The organism is Streptomyces sp. L-9-10, assembly GCF_004151105.1.
Lineage (GTDB): Bacteria > Actinomycetota > Actinomycetes > Streptomycetales > Streptomycetaceae > Streptomyces.
The window spans coordinates 1-21,018 of sequence record NZ_PHRF01000062.1; the positions used below are offsets into that span (position 1 = coordinate 1).

Annotated in this window: 16 protein-coding genes and 1 pseudogene; 9 read left to right on the top strand and 8 right to left on the bottom strand. The window is 70.5% G+C overall.

The window, feature by feature from the left end; translation table 11 throughout:
• Nucleotides 1-189: 189 nt before the first annotated feature.
• From CU044_RS16615 to CU044_RS16635, 5 genes are read right to left on the bottom strand one after another with little or no spacing between them, the layout of a single operon-like run.
• Nucleotides 190-1,500 (bottom strand): DUF58 domain-containing protein, encoded by a 1,311-nt coding sequence (locus tag CU044_RS16615; protein WP_129769376.1) that lies wholly within the window; start codon nucleotides 1,498-1,500, stop codon nucleotides 190-192.
• A 14-nt stretch (nucleotides 1,501-1,514) separates the two neighbouring features.
• Entirely contained in the window at nucleotides 1,515-2,516 is a 1,002-nt protein-coding gene (locus CU044_RS16620) for a MoxR family ATPase (RefSeq protein WP_129769377.1), read from the bottom strand.
• On the bottom strand, nucleotides 2,513-3,703 hold the full coding sequence (locus tag CU044_RS16625) for a DUF4350 domain-containing protein (protein ID WP_129769378.1): 1,191 nt from the start codon (nucleotides 3,701-3,703) through the stop codon (nucleotides 2,513-2,515). Before CU044_RS16625 ends, CU044_RS16620 begins: the two co-directional genes overlap by 4 nt.
• Nucleotides 3,700-4,389 carry a DUF4129 domain-containing protein gene (locus tag CU044_RS16630; RefSeq protein WP_240045649.1) on the bottom strand — a complete coding sequence of 230 codons (690 nt, stop codon included), beginning with the start codon at nucleotides 4,387-4,389 and terminating at the stop codon, nucleotides 3,700-3,702. Before CU044_RS16630 ends, CU044_RS16625 begins: the two co-directional genes overlap by 4 nt.
• Before the next feature lie 4 nt (nucleotides 4,390-4,393).
• Complete coding sequence (locus CU044_RS16635; RefSeq protein WP_129769379.1) at nucleotides 4,394-5,629, bottom strand: hypothetical protein; 1,236 nt, start codon at nucleotides 5,627-5,629, stop codon at nucleotides 4,394-4,396.
• Between the two features lie 194 nt (nucleotides 5,630-5,823).
• Between CU044_RS16635 and mtnA the strand changes: the two genes are divergently transcribed.
• The 8 genes from mtnA (at nucleotide 5,824) to CU044_RS16675 (ending at nucleotide 15,475) form a co-directional block, all read left to right on the top strand.
• Nucleotides 5,824-6,981 (top strand): S-methyl-5-thioribose-1-phosphate isomerase, encoded by a 1,158-nt coding sequence (mtnA, locus tag CU044_RS16640; protein WP_129769380.1) that lies wholly within the window; start codon nucleotides 5,824-5,826, stop codon nucleotides 6,979-6,981.
• A 261-nt stretch (nucleotides 6,982-7,242) separates the two neighbouring features.
• Nucleotides 7,243-7,779: a DUF6083 domain-containing protein gene (locus tag CU044_RS16645; protein WP_129769381.1), complete on the top strand. Its 537-nt coding sequence runs from the start codon at nucleotides 7,243-7,245 to the stop codon at nucleotides 7,777-7,779.
• Between the two features lie 230 nt (nucleotides 7,780-8,009).
• Nucleotides 8,010-8,687 (top strand): two-component system response regulator MtrA, encoded by a 678-nt coding sequence (gene mtrA, locus CU044_RS16650; RefSeq protein ID WP_005486885.1) that lies wholly within the window; start codon nucleotides 8,010-8,012, stop codon nucleotides 8,685-8,687.
• Nucleotide 8,688: 1 nt separating this feature from the next.
• Complete coding sequence (gene mtrB, locus CU044_RS16655; RefSeq protein WP_129769382.1) at nucleotides 8,689-10,743, top strand: MtrAB system histidine kinase MtrB; 2,055 nt, start codon at nucleotides 8,689-8,691, stop codon at nucleotides 10,741-10,743.
• Nucleotides 10,744-10,783: 40 nt separating this feature from the next.
• The gene (locus CU044_RS16660; protein ID WP_129769409.1) at nucleotides 10,784-12,574 is read left to right on the top strand and encodes an LpqB family beta-propeller domain-containing protein; all 1,791 of its coding nucleotides are present in this window, start codon (nucleotides 10,784-10,786) and stop codon (nucleotides 12,572-12,574) included.
• 185 nt (nucleotides 12,575-12,759) lie between these two features.
• Nucleotides 12,760-13,482, top strand: coding sequence for a phosphoribosyltransferase family protein (locus tag CU044_RS16665; protein ID WP_129769383.1), 723 nt, complete (start codon nucleotides 12,760-12,762; stop codon nucleotides 13,480-13,482).
• 314 nt (nucleotides 13,483-13,796) lie between these two features.
• Nucleotides 13,797-14,486, top strand: coding sequence for a ribosome-associated translation inhibitor RaiA (raiA, locus tag CU044_RS16670; RefSeq protein WP_129769385.1), 690 nt, complete (start codon nucleotides 13,797-13,799; stop codon nucleotides 14,484-14,486).
• Between the two features lie 227 nt (nucleotides 14,487-14,713).
• Complete coding sequence (locus tag CU044_RS16675; protein ID WP_129769387.1) at nucleotides 14,714-15,475, top strand: response regulator transcription factor; 762 nt, start codon at nucleotides 14,714-14,716, stop codon at nucleotides 15,473-15,475.
• A 67-nt stretch (nucleotides 15,476-15,542) separates the two neighbouring features.
• On the opposite strand, the gene CU044_RS16680 is transcribed toward CU044_RS16675, so the two are convergent.
• Nucleotides 15,543-16,739, bottom strand: coding sequence for a crosslink repair DNA glycosylase YcaQ family protein (locus CU044_RS16680; protein WP_129769389.1), 1,197 nt, complete (start codon nucleotides 16,737-16,739; stop codon nucleotides 15,543-15,545).
• 71 nt (nucleotides 16,740-16,810) lie between these two features.
• Nucleotides 16,811-17,401, bottom strand: coding sequence for a GNAT family N-acetyltransferase (locus CU044_RS16685; RefSeq protein WP_129769390.1), 591 nt, complete (start codon nucleotides 17,399-17,401; stop codon nucleotides 16,811-16,813).
• Nucleotides 17,402-17,641: 240 nt separating this feature from the next.
• Between CU044_RS16685 and secA the strand changes: the two genes are divergently transcribed.
• Nucleotides 17,642-20,470, top strand: coding sequence for a preprotein translocase subunit SecA (gene secA, locus CU044_RS16690; RefSeq protein ID WP_129769392.1), 2,829 nt, complete (start codon nucleotides 17,642-17,644; stop codon nucleotides 20,468-20,470).
• Between the two features lie 84 nt (nucleotides 20,471-20,554).
• Here the strand turns inward: secA and CU044_RS16695 are convergent.
• A pseudogene (locus CU044_RS16695) lies at nucleotides 20,555-20,941 on the bottom strand (Rv3235 family protein); the annotation flags it as partial.
• Nucleotides 20,942-21,018 lie beyond the last annotated feature (77 nt).

Sequence of the window (21,018 nt, forward strand, 5' to 3'; positions counted from 1 at the left end):
GATGGTACTGCAGGGGGGACCCTGTGGGAGAGTAGGACGCCGCCGAACAATTTTTGATGGGAATGCCCCGCACCTTTGGTGCGGGGCATTCCTGCGTTGTGGGTCCATACCTTGAGGCAGCAGCCTGCAATGGGCCGCCGGTTCAATTGGGGCGGCCCATTACAGGGCAGTGGCTATACACCTTCGCTCTCAGAGACGTCCAGCGGCCTTGAGCGCCAGATACGCGTCGGCGAGGGCCGGCGCGAGGTCCTCCGGAGTGGCATCCACGACAGTGACGCCGTAGCGCTGCAATTGTTCTGCCGTACGACGTCGCTGAGCCTGTGCCTGTGTGCCGGCGGCGGCTTCGTAGACCGCGTCCACTGTGCCCCGCTCCCGGCTCATCTCCTCGACATGAGGATCCGCGACGGACGCCACCAGGACCGTATGGCGTCGGTTCAACTGAGGCAGGACCGGGAGAAGCCCCTCCTCGATAGGTGCGGCGTCGAGGGTGGTGAGCAGCACGATGAGGGATCGACGTGCTGCGTTCTTGAGCGTGGCCGCGGCGAGGCCGCGCGCGTCCGTCTCCACGAGTTCCGGTTCGAGCGGGGCCAGCGCGTTCACCAGTGCGGGCAGAATGTCCCCCGCCGCATGGCCCCTGACCTGGGCGCGGGTGCGGCGGTCGTAGGCGAGGAGGTCCAGTCGATCACCTGCTCGCGAGGCGAGCGTGGCGAGGAGCAGTGTGGCGTCCATGGCCGCGTCGAGACGGGGGACATCGCCGACCCGGCCGGCCGAGGTGCGGCCGGTGTCGAGCACGACGAGGATGTGCCGGTCCCGTTCGGGACGCCAGGTTCGTACGGCGACGGCGGACTGGCGCGCGGTGGCCCGCCAGTCGATGGACCGGGTGTCGTCACCGGGGACGTACGCGCGGAGGCTGTCGAACTCGGTGCCGTCGCCGCGGGTCAGCAGGCTTGCCCGGCCGTCGAGTTCTCTTAGGCGGGCGAGTCTGGAGGGCAGGTGCTTGCGGCTACGGAACGGGGGCAGCACCCGCACGGTCCAAGGGACTTCGTGGTGGCCCTGGCGGGCTGCCAGACCCAGGGGCCCGAATGAGCGCACCGTGACCCGTTCAGCCCGCCGGTCGCCGCGGCGAGTGGGGCGGAGCACCGTGGTCAGCCGTCGGCGTTCGCCTGCGGGCACGAGCACCTCGTGGCGTGATGCCGCCTGCTCGGTGCCGGGGAGCCGGCTGCTGGGCGGCCAGGCGTCGCGGAGATGGGCGCGCAGGCTTCGGCCCGAGGGGTTCGTGACGGTGAGATGGACCTCGACGCCGTCACCGAGTCGAACTGACGTATCACCACTTCGGGTGAATCGGAGCGTTCGCACTGGTGCGGCAAGGGCGTAGTCGCACAGAATTGCTAGCGAGAGCGGGGCGTTGACGGCAAGGATGCCCGCCCAGCTGAGGGCGAAGAGGCCGACGGGGAGTGAGCCGAGGGCCGCGAGCAGCGCGGTTCGTCCGGTGAGGGCCACGAGAGTTCACCGTCTCATCGGGGGACGGGGACATGGGCGAGTATCGCGGTGATGACGGAGTCGGTCGTGACGCCCTCCATCTCGGCCTCGGGCCGGAGTTGGACGCGATGGCGGAGTGTGGGGAGGGCCAGGGCTTTCACATCGTCGGGGGTGACATAGTCCCGGCCGGTGAGCCAGGCCCAGGCGCGAGCGGTGGAGAGCAGGGCGGTGGCGCCTCGTGGGGAGACGCCGAGTGCGAGTGAGGGGGATTCACGAGTGGCACGGCAGATATCGACGACATAGCCAGCGATCTCGGGGGTGACGGTTGTCCTCGCGACTGCGGCGCGTGCCGCTTCCAGGTCGGCGGGCCCGGCGACGGGCCGTACCCCTGCGGCCTGGAGGTCACGCGGGTTGAAGCCCTGCGCATGGCGAGTCAGGACACTGACCTCGTCCTCGCGGGACGGCAGCGGGACGGTCAGTTTCAGGAGGAATCGGTCGAGCTGTGCCTCGGGGAGGGGGTAAGTGCCTTCGTACTCGACCGGGTTCTGGGTGGCGGCCACCAGGAACGGATCGGGTAGCGGGCGCGGGGTGCCGTCGACCGTGACCTGTCGCTCCTCCATTGCCTCCAGCAGCGCCGACTGGGTCTTGGGCGGCGTGCGGTTGATCTCGTCGGCCAGGAGCAGATGAGTGAAGACGGGACCTGGCTGGAAGGAGAACTCCGCGGTTCTCGCGTCGTAGACGAGGGAGCCGGTGATGTCACTCGGCATGAGGTCGGGGGTGAACTGGACGCGCTTGGTGTCGAGTTCGAGGGACGCGGCGAGTGCCCGTACGAGGAGGGTCTTCGCGACGCCGGGGACTCCTTCGAGGAGCACGTGCCCCCTGCAGAGCAGGGCGACCACAAGCCCGGTGACGGCGGGGTCCTGGCCGACCACCGCCTTCGCGATCTCCGTGCGCAGGGCCTCCAGGGAAGCGCGGGCGCTGTCGGGGATCCCGGCGTTATCGGTGTTCGCGGCGTTCTGTGCGGTCGGGGCACTCATGAGGTGCGTACCTCTCTTTCGAGGGCGTCGAGTTGGTCCGCGAGGCGGACAAGAGCGGCATCATCGGTCGGCGCCGGACCGAAGAGCAGGGTGCGCGGATCCAGGGTGGTGTCCGGGAGCCGTGCGGAGACGGCGGGGATCAGGACGTCGGGGGAGTGTGCGCCGGCCGGCGACACGCCGAGGAGGGGCGCGAGGCGGTCGAGGGTCGCCGAGCGCAGGGCCGCGGCGGCGTGGTCCCTGGCGTTCACCTTGCGGTACAGGCGGGCACGGCCCTCGGCGGACTCCGAGGCCCGGATGGCGACGGGGAGCCGTTCGGCCACGAGCGGGCCCAGCCTGCGGGCACGCCAGACGGCGGCGAGCACTGCGGCCAGGAAGAGCTGGAAAGCGCCCCAGAGCCAGCCGGAGGGGATGAGGCCGAGGAAGTCACTGTCGCCGCCGGTCTCGGCGGCGGATCCATCACTGAGCGAGGGGAGGTACCAGACGAGATGAGGCCGGGAGCCGAGGAGCTGAAGGGCCAGCGACGCGTTGCCGCGTTGGTCGAGACGGTCGTTGTACAGGATGTCGGGAGAGCCGAGGAGAACGGTGTCACCGGCTTCGGTGCCGGTGTCCCTGATCCTGACCAGGGTCGGCACGCCGTCGCTCATGTAGCAGGCGTCGACATCGGCGGTGTCGGTGACGTACCGCTCCCCGCCGATGTCGGCGGTGCCCGCGCGGTCGGCGGCGGGCAGCGAGCAGCGCGGGGCTCGTGCCGAGACCGGCGCGGGGGTGTTCGTAAGGACGCCGGGCACCAGGGTGCCGACGGAGGGCGGGCCGGCGCCGAGCAGAACGGTGCGGCCTCCCGAGGACTCCGTCGCGGCACGCAGGGAGCGCTGCTGATGTTCCGTCAGCAGATCGGGGTTGGTGACGAGGAGTGTGGTGTCGGGGCCGGCCGCGGCGGTGGCGTCGTCCAGCGTCGTGACGGGTTCGACGGAGACTCCCCGGTCCTTGAGGAGTTCGGCCACGGCGCGGCTGCCGGACCGGTCGGCGGAGCGCGGGTCGAGGCGGCCGTGCTGGTCACCGGAGCTGAGGGCGGCCATGGTGATTCCGGCCGCGAGCAGAAGGACGAGCGCGAGGACCACTCCGCGGCTGCGGGTCCAGACCTGCCGGGTGGTGGGGGAGAGCGAGGTGGAGCTGATCGTGGAGGTCACTCGGCCGTTCCTCCGGAGGCGGTGCTCAGCTGTGGCTTCGCGCTTTCCAGATCGAGATCGAGTGCGCGCAGCCGCCGGTATGTGTCCTCGTCGGCGGTGCGGCCTCCGTATGTGATGTCGTCGAATTCCCTGGCGGCCGTGCGCAGTCGGGTCGCGTGGCCGGGGAGGGGGCGGCCGGCTTCGGAGGCGGCCTCGTCGGCGGTGCGGCCGGGGCGGGGATCGAGCAGGGCGCGTTCCTCCAGGGAGCGGACGATGGCGCGCATGCGTTCCTGGGCGGCCTGGTTCCAGCGTCCGGCGGCGGCGTGCGTTTCCGCGGTGGCGCGGTGTTCCGCCGCGCTGCGGGGGCTCGCGTCGAAGAGCGTGCGCGCTGTTCCGGGTATGCGGCGCGGGCTGCCCAGTCGCCACCAGAGGGCGGCGAAGAGGGCGACCACGATCAGCGCGATGACGACAAGACCGAGTGGGCCGCCGGGGGCCACGCCGGAGGCGGAGTCGAAGAGGTCGCCGACCCACTCCCAGAAGCGGTTGAGTGCGCGCTGGAGGAGGTTCGGGTCGTTCTCGTGGTACATCGGCCTGGACAGCTCCCGCTCCGCCGCTTCGCGGGCGGGAACGCGAGGGGTGTCCACCGGTATGCCGTCGTCCGCGCGGATCACCTGCCGTGCGATGACCGCCGCCCCCGTGGTGGACACCGCGTCAGTTCCCCGGGGAGCCGTGGCCCGGGGGCTGCGTGCCGTAGCCCGCCACGCCCGCGGCCCGAGCCAGTTCGAGGTCGAGGGCCTCGCGCCGGATGCGCTGGTCGATGTAGAGGAGCACGGTCACGCCGGCGGAGATCGGATAGGTGATCGTGGAGGCGATCACCGAGCCGATACCGGTGACGATCAGGTACGGCCAGCCGTAGTCCGGGCCGTTGCCGGAGTACAGACCGGCGAGACCCTCGCTGTCCACCGCGGTGGCGATGATGACGAACGGGATGGCGATGATCAGGGAGATGAGGAAGGAAATCAGCAGCGTAAGAAGCAGCACGCCGAAAGTGCGCCACCAGGCGCCCGTGACGAGCTTGGCGGAGCGGCGCATGGCGGACAGCACACTCTGACGTTCCAGCATGAGCGCCGGGGACGCGAGGCTGAAGCGGACCATCAGCCACACGATCACGACGAGGCCGGCCATGCCGCCGAGCGCGGTGAGCGCGGCCCCTCCGACGGAGCCCATCAGCAGGCCGGGCAGGATCGCCGCGGTCATGATGGCGGCACTCATCAGCGGCAGCAGCAGGGTCAGGCCCAGCAATTGGGGGAGCCGGGGACGGGCCTCGTTCCAGGCTTCCGAGAGCGTGACGGGGCGCCCCAGTACGGACCGGCTGATCACTACGGTGAGCACGGCCGTGGTGAACAGGGTGCCGATCACCAGGATGGCGAGCGACGGGAGCTCGGATACGAGGGTGGACGAGAGCGAGTCGGCGGTCTGGCTGAGGAGTTCCGACGGGGTCGCGTTCGGGTCGAGTTCGACCGGCTCCGGGAGCAGGTAGCGGCGGAAGAGGATGTCGCTGATCTGGGAGACCACGGCGACGGCGAGGGCGACGCTGAGCACCACCCGCCAGTGGGTGCGCATGGTGGAGACGGCGCCGTCGAGGATCTCGCCGACCCCGAGAGGCCGGAGCGGGATGACACCCGGCTTGGCGGCGGGCGGCGGGCCCCAGCCGTGACCAGGGCCGCCGCCCCGGGCGGGCCCGCCCCAGCCCTGCGTGGGCCGGGGAATGGCCGGTCCCGTGCCGGGAGCGCTCGGCGGGGACCACTGACCGGGCGGCGGCTGGGCCGCGGACCACTTCGAGGAGGAGCCGGTGTCGTCGGCGGGCACGGCGGGCCCGGGGACACCGGAGTCCTGGCCGTCGGACGGGGCGGATCCGGGCGAGGCCCAGCCCGGAGTGTCGTTCACGGTCGTCCACCTCGTGGTTTGGTTGCGGGGCCTGCTCGGCGAGCCGGCACTTCGACAGCGCCTGTCCGCGGAGCGGGGCGGCGGGCTGGCAGCCATCGTGCCACGCGCCGTGCCCCGGCGGACCGGGGGCTGTATCTCCTTCTCGGCTCCGTCCTCGCCTTCATTGTCCGTGCCGTAGCGGGCAGACTGAGCGGATGGCTGATCAGTACGCACGAACCCCGGCCGGTTCCGGGCCGCCCATGCTTCCCTCGATCCGCTGGGACGAGCCGCCAGAAGGGCCCGTACTCGTACTTCTCGACCAGACGAGACTTCCGGCCGAGGAGACCGAACTGGTCTGCACGGACGTACCGGCTCTGGTACGGGCGATCAGGGCGCTGGCGGTACGCGGGGCGCCGCTGCTGGGCATCGCGGGCGCGTACGGGGTGGCGCTGGCCGCCGTACGGGGCTTCGACGTGGAGGACGCGGCGGAGCGGCTGGCCGGGGCGCGGCCCACCGCGGTGAACCTCGGCTACGGGGTGCGGCGGGCGCATGACGCGTACCGGACCGCTGTCGCGAAGGGCGCCGATCCGGAGCAGGCGGGGGCCGCGGCTCTCGCCGAGGCCAGGCGGCTGCACCGCGAAGATGCCGAGGCCAGCGCCCAGATGGCGGCGTTCGGGCTGTCGCTCCTCGATGAACTGCTGCCGGGTGGCGGCCACCGGATCCTGACCCACTGCAATACCGGGGCGCTCGTCTCGGGTGGGGAGGGCACCGCGTTCGCCGTGGCGTTGTCGGCCCACCGGGCCGGGCGGCTGCGGCGCCTGTGGGTGGACGAGACCCGTCCCCTTCTCCAGGGCGCCCGGCTGACGGCGTACGAGGCGGCTCGTAACGGGATGGCGTACACCTTGCTCACGGACAACGCGGCGGGTTCGCTCTTCGCGGCGGGCGAAGTGGACGCCGTCCTGATCGGGGCGGACCGGATCGCGGCCGACGGATCGGTGGCGAACAAGGTGGGGAGTTATCCGCTCGCCGTACTGGCCGGGTACCACCATGTGCCGTTCGTCGTGGTCGCCCCGACCACGACGATCGATCTCGACACCCCTGACGGGGCGTCGATCGAAGTGGAGCAGCGGCCGGGACAGGAAGTGACGGAGCTCACGCCGCCGCGGACGGCGGTGGCGGGAGCGGAAGGGGGAGGCGGAATGCCGGTGGCACCGCTGGGAACGCAGGCGTTCAACCCGGCCTTCGATGTCACCCCTCCGGAACTGGTGACGGCGATCGTCACCGAGTACGGCGCGCTGTCCCCGGTAACCGGGGACGGAATCGCGGAGCTGTGCGCCAGGGCACGCCGCCGTAACGACGAGTCCATCCGATGATGCCGCGCTGAGCGACGGGAGCGGCCCCCGACCTGCGCCGACGCGTGGGAAGGGGGTCGTGACATCCATCGGTGACAGCGGTGTGGGCCGGCGTCGGACCGGTGGACGGCTTCCAGTCGGCTGATCCGAGCCGCTTGCCCAAGCAGGCGGTTTGAGCGGTGAGTTGGGCGTGTGGTGAAGGTGAGGTAGCAGTCATAGGGCGGCAATTCGGCTGAATCGCGCCCTACTGCGGACCGAGTATGCCGCTTCACACTCGGGTGTATGGGGGCCCTGACAGGAGCCATCGGAAGCACGTGCCAGAGCTGTGGTGAGCCGGATCCGACGGTCCGCATGCGGGGCCGGGCCTTCCCCATGGCCGAACTCTGCGACGCCTGTTGGAACGACTTCGCCGACGACCTGGCCCGCTACGAAGGAGCCGGCGCACCGCCGAGGGCCGAGCCGGGGCCTGACGACTTCGACGCGGTCGGGCCGCCCCTGTGCCCCGAGTGCAACGGACTTCTGCGGCCCTACCCGACCAACTACGACCGGTGGGTCGACCTCGCGTCGAGAGAACTGCCGGCGAAGGACGTTCCCTCCAGGTACCGGTGGCGGCTGATACCCCTTCGGGCGCGACGCTCGCAGGTGCCGACCGGCTTTGTGGCCGTCCGTATCCGAGGGGTCGAGCCCATGCCCGGTGAGCTGGTCATGCCCGCGCACGTGGCGGTGTGCCTCGGCCCGGACGCCTCGGCGGAGGTCGAGGAGGCCCGGAAAGCCGATCTCCGGGGCGTCGATCCTGGTGACCAGGGCCAGGCTGTCTAGCATCGCGCTCCGGTCGGAACACCCTGTGAGCCCGTCCGCTCCACTACCGTGTGCTGACGACGGGAGACGGCCATGGCCGGATCGATGGGGGACGAGCTTGACATCAGCGGTTGACATCAATGACAGCGGACAGCGACGGTCACTGACAGATATCGGTGCACGTTGCCGCTGCTCAGTGAGGTGGGTCACGCCTGTCTACGCAACGGAAATGAAAATGGGATGATGTCGATATGAAGGGACGTGTCCTTGTCGTCGATGACGACACCGCACTGGCCGAGATGCTCGGCATTGTGCTGCGTGGTGAAGGTTTCGAGCCGTCGTTCGTAGCGGACGGTGACAAGGCACTCGCCGCTTTCCGTGAGGCGAAGCCGGATCTGGTGCTGCTGGATCTGATGCTGCCCGGCCGGGACGGTATCGAGGTGTGCCGGCTGATCAGGGCCGAGTCCGGCGTGCCCATCGTCATGCTCACGGCCAAGAGCGACACGGTCGATGTGGTGGTCGGGCTGGAGTCCGGGGCCGATGACTACATCGTCAAGCCGTTCAAGCCGAAGGAGCTGGTGGCGCGTATCAGGGCGCGGCTGCGCAGGTCCGAGGAGCCGGCGCCGGAGCAGCTGGCCATAGGTGACCTGGTCATCGATGTGGCGGGCCACTCGGTGAAGCGGGAGGGGCAGTCCATCGCCCTGACTCCGCTGGAGTTCGACCTGCTGGTCGCGCTCGCCCGTAAGCCGTGGCAGGTGTTCACCCGTGAGGTGCTTCTTGAGCAGGTGTGGGGGTACCGGCACGCCGCGGACACCCGGCTGGTCAATGTGCATGTGCAGCGGCTGCGCTCCAAGGTCGAGAAGGACCCCGAGCGGCCCGAGATCGTGGTGACCGTCCGCGGGGTCGGTTACAAGGCGGGACCGAGCTGACATGACCGGCGGCAGCGCTGCTCCGAAGCCCGGTGAGCCGGGAGTCCGTGCGGGGCGGGCTGCCGGGCCGGGCCATGCGCTTGCCCGGTTCGTCCGGCTGTTCCAGAGCGGCAGGCTGCTTCAGGACGGCTCGCCCGGCGGACCGGTGCTGCGGCTCCTGGTGCGCTGGGTGCGGCGTCCGCTGCTGCCCGCCGTACGGCTGTGGCGGCGCAATATCCAGCTGAGGGTCGTCGCGGCCACGCTGCTGATGTCGCTCGGTGTGGTGCTGCTGCTGGGGTTCGTGGTCTTCGGCCAGGTCCGCAACGGTCTGCTGGAGGCCAAGGAGAAGGCCGCCCAGAGCCAGGCGGCCGGCGGGTTCACCGTGGCGAAGGAGAAGGCCGACGCTCCGGCGGCTCCCGGGGCCCGGGAGGGCGACGGGACGAACGGCAGGTCGGGGAGGAACTCCGTCAACTGGCGGTCCGATCTCGTCGAACAGCTGGCCAGTGGCGGTCCGGGCGCGTTCAACGTGGTGGCGCTGAGCCCCGACGCGGCGGACGCCGTGTCCACGAGCCGGGCGCCGCGCGTCTCGGGCGGGGTGGACTTCGCCAGCGTTCCCGCGGATCTGCGGGCGGCGGTCGCGCAGGGGACCGGGGCGTTCCAGGCGTACGCCCAGATCAAGTACACCGGGGCCACCGAGGACCGGGCGCCGGAGCCGGGGCTGATCATCGGCAAGCGGCTGAACGATGTGGACCGTAACGCGTACGAGCTGTACTACATATTTCCGCTGACGCAGGAGGGGCAGTCGCTCAACCTGGTGAAGGGCACGCTCGCCACGGCCGGGCTCTTCGTGGTCGTGCTGCTCGGGGCGATCGCCTGGCTGGTGGTGCGGCAGGTCGTCACGCCCGTACGGATGGCCGCGGGGATCGCCGAGCGGCTCTCCACCGGCCGTCTCCAGGAGCGGATGAAGGTCACAGGCGAGGACGACATCGCCCGTCTCGGTGAAGCCTTCAACAAGATGGCGCAGAACCTCCAGCTCAAGATCCAGCAGCTGGAGGAGCTCTCCAGGATGCAGCGGCGCTTCGTCTCAGACGTCTCGCACGAGCTGCGCACGCCTCTGACGACGGTGCGGATGGCCGCCGACGTCATCCATGAGGCACGCGGTGACTTCGATCCGGTGACGGCGCGCTCGGCCGAACTGCTCGGTGACCAGCTGGACCGCTTCGAGTCGCTGCTGTCGGATCTGCTGGAGATCAGCCGTTTCGACGCGGGCGCGGCGGCGCTGGAGGCCGAGCCGATAGATCTGCGCGAAGTGGTGCGGCGGGTGATCGGCGGCGCCGAGCCGCTGGCGGAGCGCAAGGGCAGCAGGATCCGGGTCCTCGGGGACGAGCAGCCCGTCGTCGCCGAGGCCGACGCGCGCCGGGTCGAGCGGGTGCTGCGCAATCTCGTCGTCAACGCCGTCGAGCACGGCGAGGGACGGGATGTCGTCGTACGGCTGGGCGCGGCGGGCGGGGCGGTCGCCATCGCCGTACGCGACTACGGCGTCGGGCTCAAGCCCGGCGAGGCGACGCGGGTGTTCAACCGCTTCTGGCGGGCCGATCCCGCCCGTGCCAGGACGACCGGGGGGACCGGTCTCGGACTGTCGATCGCCGTCGAGGACGCCCGGCTGCACGGCGGCTGGCTCCAGGCGTGGGGAGAGCCGGGCGGCGGCTCCCAGTTCCGGCTGACGCTGCCGCGTACGGCTGACGAGGCGCTGCGCGGCTCGCCCATACCGCTGGAGCCCGAGGACTCCCGCCGCAACCGCGAGCGCGGCGGCGGCCAGGACCTCAAGGAGACCGCGCAGCGGCTGGCCAGTGTGCCGCTCCAGCCGGGTGCGGACCGCTCCGCGCCGGCCGGAGCACCCGGTGTGCCCGCCCCGCCCCGTACGACCGCGACGGTGGACCCGGCGGCTCTGCCCGGCAGCGGCGCGCGGGTGGTGGCGCGTCCCACGGGGGAACGACCGTCCGAGAGCGAATCCGATCGCTCCGATCACTCTGCACACCGGGCTCCGGAGCGGGAGGACACCATTCGTGGGCGCTGATCGCCGTCGCCGCCGGCCGGGGAGCGCGGCCCGGACGCCGGTGCTGCTCGCGGCCGTCGCCGCGCTGCTGGCCGGGTGCGCGGCGATCCCTGACAGCGGCGATGTCGAGCCGGTCAAGGCATCGCCGCCCGGTGAGTCCCAGGTGCGGGTGTACGCCGTGCCGCCCCGGGAGAAGGCGGAGCCCGACGAGATCGTCAACGGCTTCCTCGAAGCCATGACCAGTGACGATCCCGACTTCGCGATGGCCAGGAAGTATCTGACGAAGAAGGCGTCGGAGTACTGGCAGCCGGGCGCCGGTACGACGGTGCTGCGCGCCGCTCCCGACCCGGCGGGCCCGAAGGAGCTCGCCGGCACCGCCTCCTCCCTCACCTACCCGCTGTACGGCGACCGGATCGCGGACGTGGACTCCGTGCACGCCTACCAGCCGACCGAACCGAGTGACTACGCCGGAGAGATCAGGCTGGTCCGGCAGAACGCCGGGGGCGCCAAGGAGTGGCGCATCGACAGCCTGCCGCAGGGGCTGGTGCTCGGTGAGTCGGACTTCCAGCGCAACTACCGTTCGGTCAATAAGTATTACTTCGCGTCGGGGGAGAATTGGCTGGTCGCCGACCCCGTATACATCCGTCAGCGAATAGACCCCACGACCCGGATGGATCCGGTGACCCAGGCGGTCAAGGTGCTGCTCGACGGGCCGACGAACTGGCTGAAGCCGGTGGTCGACTCGCCCTTCCCTCCCGGTACGGCACTCCAGAAGGGCACCAGGTCGCTGGAGTTCGACGACCGCAACGCCCTCAAGGTGCCGCTGAACGACAAGGCGTCCAAGGCGGGCCGTACGCAGTGCCGGAAGATGGCGGCGCAACTGCTCTTCACCCTGCGGGATCTCACGTCCACACCGGTCGGGCAGGTCGAGCTGCTGGCCGACGGGTCCTCGCTCTGTGTGCTCAGCGGCGACCAGGCCGAGGAGTTCGCGCCCGACCGCACCACCGGCCGGCCCGACAGCCCGTACTTCGTCGACGACCACGGGCGGCTGTCGCTGCTGCAGGCGGGCGTCGACGAGACCGCCGACCGGTCGCATGTCATCGGACCGTTCGGCAGTGGCGGTGTGAAGCTCGGTTCGGTCGCGGTGGCCCGTGACGAGAAGCGCGCGGCGGGTGTCACGGAGGACGCCAAGTCGCTCTATGTGTCTTCCATACTGTCGGACGGCGAGCTGGCTCCCGCGCTGGTGTCCAGCGACGGTCCGGCGCGCAGCAGGCTGTCGCCGCCGAGCTGGGACGGGCACGGCGATCTGTGGATCGCGGACCGCGACCCCGGCAAGCCGCGGCTGCTGAGGTTCGCGGAGGGCACCGGTACGCCGCTGCCGGTCACGGTCGACGGGCTCGGCGACGGGCGTATTCAGGGGCTGCGGGTGTCGGCGGACGGCGTACGCATCGCCCTGCTGGTGTCCGAGGGCGGACGGACCACGCTGCGGATCGGGCGGGTGGAGCGGAGCGGCTCGGCGGCCGATCCGACGGTGTCCGTGGCGCAACTCCAGTCGGTGGCACCACAGATGGAGACGGTGACCGCGGTGTCCTGGGCGGGGCCGAGCCGGCTCGTGGTGGTCGGCAAGGAGTCCGGTGGTGTGCAGCAGGTGCGCTACATCCAGACCGATGGATCGACCTCGGCCGCGGGCGTGCTGCCCGGTCTGAACCAGGTGACCGCGATCGCGGCGGCGAACGACGACCGGCAGCCGCTGGTCGCCGATTCCGACGACGCCGGGATCGTCCGGCTGCCCTCCGGGGGGAACTGGCAGACGATGGTCGAGGTGGGCTCGTCGCCCGTGTACCCCGGCTGATACGAGGTATCCGCCGGGAGAGGCGCACGCGGTCGGTCGCTTACAGGCGTACGCGGCCGGTCGTGGCCCCACGGGCGCGCGCGGGAGCGGGCGCCCGGGAGTGTGCCGGAGCGAACCGGATCTTTGCCTGACCGAGTTGTCCACAGGGGTGGCCGGGCGCCCTCGTCGTTGGCACAGTGGTTGTCATGCGGGCGTGGTGGCGCGAGATCACCGGCCTGGTGCTGCCGGTCGCCTGTGGCGGCTGCGGGAGCCCCAGGACACCTCTGTGCGAGGACTGCGGACGGGCCCTATACGGCACCTGGCCGTGCCGGGTACGGCCCGCGCCGGAGCCCGTGGGATTGCCGGCCGTCCATGCCGCGGCGCCGTACGAGGACGCCGTACGGGCCGTGCTGCTGGCGCACAAGGAGCGCGGGGCGCTCGGGATGGCGGCGCCGCTGGGGCGGGCGCTGGCCGGGGCCGTACAGGCCGCCGTGCCGTCGGGCACGGGGGTCGGTCCGCTGCTGCTGGTGCCGGTGCCGTCCACGCGCCGCGCGGTCGGGGCACGGGGACATGACGCGGCGCGCAGGATCGCGCTGGCCGCCGCCGGTGAGCTGCGGCGCGGCGACAGGCCGTGCCGGGTCCTTCCGGTGCTGCGGCAGCGGCGCGCGGTGGCCGACCAGACGGGCCTCGGCGCCCGCCAGAGGCTGGCGAACCTGTCGGGGGCGCTGGAGGTCGCCGTCGGGGGCGCGAGGCTGCTGGAGGGCGGCAGGGTGGTGCTGGTGGACGATCTCATGACGACGGGCGCCTCGCTCGTCGAGGCGGCGAGGGCACTGCGTGCCGCGACCGGCCCCGGCATTCCGCGATGCGGCCGGGTGAGCGCGGCAGTTGTCGCCGCGCCGCCCCTCTCCTTCGAAATAAACCGGAACTGACCGGAGGCGTGCATCGTTCCAGGCATAGAGGGCAGGAAATCAACTGAACAGAGATACGTACCGGTAGCGGGTGCCGACACCCGTCCGGGAGGTCTATGTTCGGATAAGAGGAGTGACGCGAGTCATGACTCGCTGAATACCCCGTGTTGCGTCGGCGTTTTTCAGAACCTTGGAAGTTCGGGGGATGGGGATCACGCCGATGGGGGAGGAGGAGGTGAAAGTCGCCAAGTCCGAGGCTCCGGTGATTACCGGGGTCTGGTGCAACAGGGAGTAACTCCGCAGCGAGGCGGAGTGATCCGGGAACGGAGTTCTGCGTGGACATCGTCGTCAAGGGCCGCAAGACAGAGGTGCCCGAGCGGTTCCGCAAGCACGTGGCCGAGAAGCTGAAGCTGGACAAGATCCAGAAGCTCGACGGCAAGGTGATCAGCCTCGACGTCGAGGTGTCCAAGGAGCACAACCCGCGGCAGGCGGACCGGTGCGACCGGGTGGAGATCACGCTCCACTCCCGCGGCCCTGTGATCCGCGCGGAGGCGGCCGCGGCCGATCCGTACGCGGCACTGGATCTGGCCACCGGCAAGCTGGAGGCCCGGCTGCGCAAGCAGCACGAGAAGCGCCACAACCGCCGGGGGAACGGCCGGTTGTCGGCAGCCGAGGTCGTCGAGGTCGTTCCTGGGGTCGCCCAGTTGAACGCGAACGGCGAGACCGCGGCGGAGGAGGCGGCACAGGCGGTTCCCACCACGATGGTCGGCTCTCTCGAGGTGCAGGGCGAAGGACCGCTCGTGGTGCGGGAGAAGACCCATGTCGCCGCACCGATGACGCTCGATCAGGCGCTCTACGAAATGGAGCTGGTCGGGCACGACTTCTATCTGTTCGTCGATTCCGACACCAAGGAACCCAGCGTCGTCTACCGGCGCCATGCCTACGACTACGGCGTCATTCATCTCAGGACGGACCCCTTCGCCGGATCGGAAGCGGGCGGCGCGGGCGGTGCCCTCGGCGGTTGACGCACCGGCCGGGAACGCCGGAATCCGGCCGGAATACGTCCGGAATCCATGCCCCCGTGGTGCCCCTGAGCGCCCTTCGCGGCCTCAGGGGCACCGCTGTGCGCCCCCAAGGGCCATCGCTTCGGCGCCCGGGCATGAAATCATGGCGTCGCGGCCAACAAGTGGCCCGCGAACTGCGGTTGGCCGGCCCCGGGAAATTCGGGCCGTGGCCTCCAGGGGAGGGAACGATGGCGGACAGCTTCGGTCCGGTGCATCACGCGAACGATGCCGACGACACGATCGGCGGCGCCGGATCCGATGCCGCCGCGGAACGGGGCGACTCCCCGAGGGAGCCGATCCGGGTCCTCGTCGTGGACGACCACGCCCTCTTCCGCCGCGGACTGGAGATCGTCCTCGCCCAGGAGGAGGACATCCAGGTCGTCGGAGAGGCCGGGGACGGCGCGGAGGCCGTCGACAAGGCCGCCGATCTGCTGCCGGACATCGTGCTGATGGATGTACGGATGCCCAAGCGCGGCGGGATCGAGGCCTGTACCTCCATCAAGGAGGTGGCCCCCAGTGCCAAGATCATCATGCTCACGATCAGCGACGAGGAGGCCGACCTCTACGACGCGATCAAGGCGGGCGCCACCGGCTATCTCCTCAAGGAGATCTCCACCGATGAAGTGGCCACCGCGATCCGTGCCGTGGCCGACGGCCAGTCACAGATCAGCCCGTCGATGGCGTCCAAACTGCTGACCGAGTTCAAATCGATGATTCAGCGTACGGACGAACGCAGGCTCGTTCCGGCGCCGCGTCTCACCGACCGCGAACTGGAAGTCCTCAAGCTGGTCGCCACGGGAATGAACAACCGTGATATCGCCAAGGAGTTGTTCATCTCCGAGAACACGGTGAAGAACCACGTCCGCAACATCCTGGAGAAGCTGCAACTGCACTCCCGGATGGAAGCCGTGGTCTACGCGATGCGGGAGAAGATCCTCGAAATCCGCTGACGGTATCCGGGCAGGACGGTATCCGGGCAATCGGACCCGGTGACATATCCGGCCCCGGCGGCGCCGCTCAGAGCGCGGTGAGCGCGTCCACCAGCGGGCCGCGCAGCGCGGGCGCGTCGACCCGCTCCACCCGCACGTCCGAGCAGCCGACCCACTCCGCCGCCTCCCGCAGGGCCTGGGCCATCGCCGGCACTGCCTTGGGAGTCTCCAGGGACACATGCTTCGCCACGAGCGTCTTCCCCTCGCGCGCCGGGTCCACACGGCCCAGCAGCTTCCCCCCGGACAGCAGCGGCATCGCGAAGTAGCCGTACACCCGCTTGGGCTTGGGGACGTACGCCTCCAGCCGGTGGGTGAAGCCGAAGATCCGCTCCGTGCGGGCCCGCTCCCAGATGAGGGAGTCGAAGGGCGACAGCAGCGTCGTGCGGTGCCGCCCCCTCGGTGTGGTCGCCAGCGCCTCCGGGTCGGCCCAGGCCGGTTTCCCCCAGCCCTCGACCGTCACCGGCACCAGCCCCGAGTCCGCGAGCACGGCGTCGACCTGCTCGCCCTTGAGCCGGTGGTAGTCGGCGATATCGGCGCGCGTACCGACCCCGAGCGACTGGCCCGCGAGCCGTACGAGCCGGCGCAGGCATTCCCTGTCGTCCAGATCGTCATGGAGGAACTCGTCCGGGATGGCCCGCTCCGCGAGGTCGTAGACCCGCTTCCAGCCGCGCCGCTCGGTGCACACCACCTCGCCGTACATGAGCGCGCGCTCGACGGCGACCTTCGCCTCGGACCAGTCCCACCACGGCCCGCCGTTCTTGGCGCCGCCCAGCTCCGTGGCGGTCAGCGGGCCCTCCGAGGCAAGCTGCTTGATCACCGTGTCGTACGCGCCGTCCGCCAGCTCGTGGTGCCAGTGCGGGCGGGCGCGGTAGGCGCGCCTGCGGAAGGCGAAGTGCGGCCACTCCTCGACCGGCAGGATGCACGCCGCGTGCGACCAGTACTCGAAGGCGTGCGGCTGTGACGGTGACGTACCGGCCGGGGCGGGGGTCCAGTACGCGTCCTCGACCGTCCTGCGGCCGACGGCGCCCAGGCGCGCGTACGGAATCAGTTCGTGCGACCGCGCCAGCACCGAGATCGTGTCCAGCTGGACGGCTCCGAGATGGCGCAGCACGCCCCGCACCCCGCCGCGCCGGTCGGGGGCGCCGAGGAATCCCTGGGCGCGCAGCGCTATCCGGCGGGCTTCGTCAGCGGACAGCTCGGTGGTGGTGGGCGGCACAGTCGTCATGGACCGCACGATAGACCGCGGCACTGACAGTCAGGCCCGCGCGGGCACGTCCCAGCCTCCGGCGGCAGCGCTCAGGCCCCCGCCGGCACATTCCTCTCCTGGGAGGGCAGGTACGGCTGGGCACCCGGCAGCCCCAGGTCGGACGGGAGCAGCGCGCCTATCCACATGTCCCGCAGCGTGTCCCTGTGGAGCAGCGCGGCGCGCAGCACGCCCTCCATCGCGAAACCGGCCTTCTCCGCGACCGCGCGCGAGCCCGCGTTGCCGACCTCGGCGCGCCACTCCAGGCGCTGCGCGCCCAGCGCCGTGAAGGCCCAGCGGGCCACCGCCCGCGCGGCTTCCGCCGTATAGCCCCGGCCGCGGTGCTCCCTCGCCGTCCAGTAGCCGACCTCCCAGGTGCCCGACTGACAGTGCGCGTTGACCGCGCCCATCACCGGGCCCCCGGCTCCGGGCACCACGGCGAAGGTGCAGTTGGTCGCCGTCCGCCAGCCGTCCGGGACCATCCGTGTGAGGAAGTGCTCCGCGTGCTGCCGCTCGTACGGTGTGGGAATCGGGACCCAGCGCTGGATCTCGGGGTCCTGGCAGGCCGCGAGGACGTCATCGACGTCATCCGGGGTGAGGGGGCGCAGCAGCAGGCGCTCGGTGGTGAGGGTGACGGGTTCCATAGCCGGATTCTGCTGAGCCGGGTCCCCCGGCACGAGTGCTTTTCCCGTCTCACCGGCACCTTCCACGGGTCCCGAGCGTTCTCCTTGCGGGTGTCGGCGGGCCCGCGTGACCTCGGCCCTCCCGGCGCGGGCGGGTCCTCGCTTACGATGGCCGTTGCGGTGGGGCCCGCCTGCCGTGCCCGCGCCCGTGTCCGTATCCGACCCACGTGCCAGGCCCGACCGGCAAGGAGACCAACCTCAGTGTCCGTCTTCAACAAGCTCATGCGTGCAGGCGAAGGCAAGATCCTGCGCAAACTGCACCGCATCGCGGACCAGGTCAACTCCATCGAAGAGGATTTCGTAACCCTCTCCGACGCCGAGTTGAGGGCGCTCACCGCCGAGTACAAAGAGCGGTACGCCGACGGTGAGAGCCTTGACGACCTGCTCCCCGAGGCTTTCGCGACCGTCCGCGAGGCGGCCAAGCGCGTCCTCGGCCAGCGTCACTACGACGTGCAGCTGATGGGCGGCGCCGCCCTGCACCTCGGCTATGTCGCCGAGATGAAGACCGGTGAGGGCAAGACCCTCGTCGGCACGCTGCCCGCGTATCTCAACGCGCTGTCGGGCAAGGGCGTCCACCTGATCACGGTGAACGACTACCTGGCCGAGCGCGACTCCGAGATGATGGGCCGCGTCCACAAGTTCCTGGACCTCGACGTCGGCTGCATCCTGGCGAACATGTCGCCCGCGCAGCGCCGTGAGCAGTACGCCTGCGACATCACGTACGGCACGAACAACGAGTTCGGGTTCGACTACCTGCGCGACAACATGGCGTGGTCCCAGGAGGAGCTGGTCCAGCGCGGCCACAACTACGCCATCGTCGACGAGGTCGACTCGATCCTCGTGGACGAGGCCCGTACGCCGCTGATCATCTCCGGCCCCGCCGACCAGGCCACCAAGTGGTACGGCGACTTCGCCAAGCTGGTCACCCGGCTGACGAGGGGCGAGGCGGGCAACCCGCTCAAGGGCATCGAGGAGACCGGCGACTACGAGGTCGACGAGAAGAAGCGCACCGTGGCCATTCATGAGCCCGGTGTGTCCAAGGTCGAGGACTGGCTGGGCATCGACAACCTGTACGAGTCGGTGAACACCCCGCTCGTCGGTTATCTGAACAACGCCATCAAGGCCAAGGAACTGTTCAAGAACGACAAGGACTACGTCGTCATCGACGGCGAGGTCATGATCGTCGACGAGCACACCGGCCGTATCCTCGCCGGCCGCCGCTACAACGAGGGCATGCACCAGGCGATCGAGGCGAAGGAAGGGGTGGACATCAAGGACGAGAACCAGACCCTCGCCACGATCACCCTCCAGAACTTCTTCCGTCTCTACGGCAAGCTCTCCGGCATGACCGGTACGGCCATGACCGAGGCCGCCGAGTTCCACCAGATCTACAAGCTGGGCGTCGTGCCGATCCCGACGAACCGGCCCATGGTCCGTATGGACCAGTCCGACCTGATCTACCGCACCGAGGTCGCCAAGTTCGCGGCGGTCGTGGACGACATCGCGGAGAAGCACGAGAAGGGGCAGCCGATCCTGGTCGGCACCACCTCGGTCGAGAAGTCCGAGTACCTCTCGCAGCAGCTCAACAAGCGCGGTGTCCAGCACGAGGTGCTCAACGCCAAGCAGCACGACCGGGAGGCGACGATCGTCGCCCAGGCCGGCCGCAAGGGCGCCGTCACCGTCGCCACGAACATGGCGGGACGCGGTACGGACATCAAGCTCGGCGGCAACCCCGACGATCTCGCGGAGGCGGAGCTGCGCCAGCGCGGCCTGGACCCCGTCGAGCACGTCGAGGAGTGGGCCGCCGCCCTGCCGGCCGCGCTGGAGAAGGCCGAGCAGGCGGTGAAGGCGGAGTTCGAGGAGGTCAAGGACCTCGGCGGGCTGTACGTCCTGGGCACCGAGCGGCACGAGTCGCGCCGTATCGACAACCAGCTGCGCGGTCGTTCAGGACGTCAGGGCGACCCCGGCGAGTCCCGCTTCTACCTCTCCCTCGGCGACGACCTGATGCGGCTGTTCAAGGCGCAGATGGTCGAGCGCGTGATGGCCATGGCCAACGTGCCGGACGACGTCCCGATCGAGAACAAGATGGTGACGCGCGCCATCGCCTCCGCCCAGTCCCAGGTCGAGCAGCAGAACTTCGAGACGCGCAAGAACGTCCTGAAGTACGACGAGGTGCTCAACCGGCAGCGTGAGGTCATCTACGGCGAGCGCCGCCGCGTCCTGGAGGGCGAGGACCTCCAGGAGCAGGTGCGCCACTTCATGGACGACACGATCGACGCGTACATCCAGGCGGAGACCGTCGAGGGCTTCGCCGAGGAGTGGGACCTCGACCGGCTGTGGGGAGCCTTCAAGCAGCTCTACCCGACGAAGGTCACGGTGGACGAGCTGGAGGAGGCGACGGGCGACCGCGCTGGGATCACCGCCGAGTTCATCGCGGAGTCCGTCAAGGACGACATCTACGCCCAGTACGAGGAGCGCGAGAACCAGCTCGGCTCGGACATCATGCGCGAGCTGGAGCGGCGCGTGGTGCTGTCCGTCCTGGACCGCAAGTGGCGCGAGCACCTCTACGAGATGGACTACCTCCAGGAGGGCATCGGCCTGCGCGCCATGGCGCAGAAGGACCCGCTGGTCGAGTACCAGCGCGAGGGCTTCGACATGTTCAACGCCATGATGGACGGCATCAAGGAGGAGTCCGTCGGCTATCTGTTCAACCTGGAGGTCCAGGTCGAGCAGCAGGTCGAGGAGGTCCCGGTGCAGGACGCGGCCGAGCGTCCCTCGCTCACCAAGAAGGACGACGCGGTGCCCGCGGGCACCGCGCGTCCGGAGATCCGCGCGAAGGGTCTCGACGCGCCGCAGCGGCCCGACCGGCTGCACTTCTCCGCTCCCACGGTGGACGGCGAGGGCGGCATCGTCGAGGGCGACTTCCAGAGCGCCGAGGGGCCGACGCGGTCGACGTCGGACGGGATGACGCGCGCCGAGCGGCGTAAGGCCCAGAAGGGCACGAGCGGCGGGCGTCGCCGCAAGAAGTAGGCCTCCGCCGGAGGCGGTACGACGGACGAGGGCGGGCCGGGGCGCACAGCGAGTGCGCGCCCCGGCCCGCCCTCATGCGCGTTCTCATGCGCGGTCCCCGCCGAGCTCGACCGCGGCGCAGCGCCAGCGCAGGTCGGCGCCCTGTTCCAGCCGGAAGGCCATGGCGCGTACCTGATCGCCCGCGGAGATGCTGGCGGCGGCCTCGACCGCTCCCGGGCGCGGCTGGAAGGCGCGGCAGGTACGGATGACGGGACGGGCGCCGCGTGCCCTGAGCGGGGTGCCGGGCGCGAGCCGGACGAGTTGGTCGTACGCCTCGCCGATGGTCTGGCCGAGCATCCAGTGCACGGGGCGGTGGCCGCTGAGGACGGCGAGCAGGCGCTCCGCGAAGAGTTCGTGCGGCGGCGGGAGGTGCGGGCGCCGCTGCGGGCGTACGGCACCCGGCCTGCGCTGGTCGCGCCGGCCGGGCGGCCTCGCGGCGGCGGTGGTCCGGCTCCGCGTCGTGCCGGTCCCTGTGCCTGTGCCTGTTCCTGTGCCTGTGCCTGTCCCCG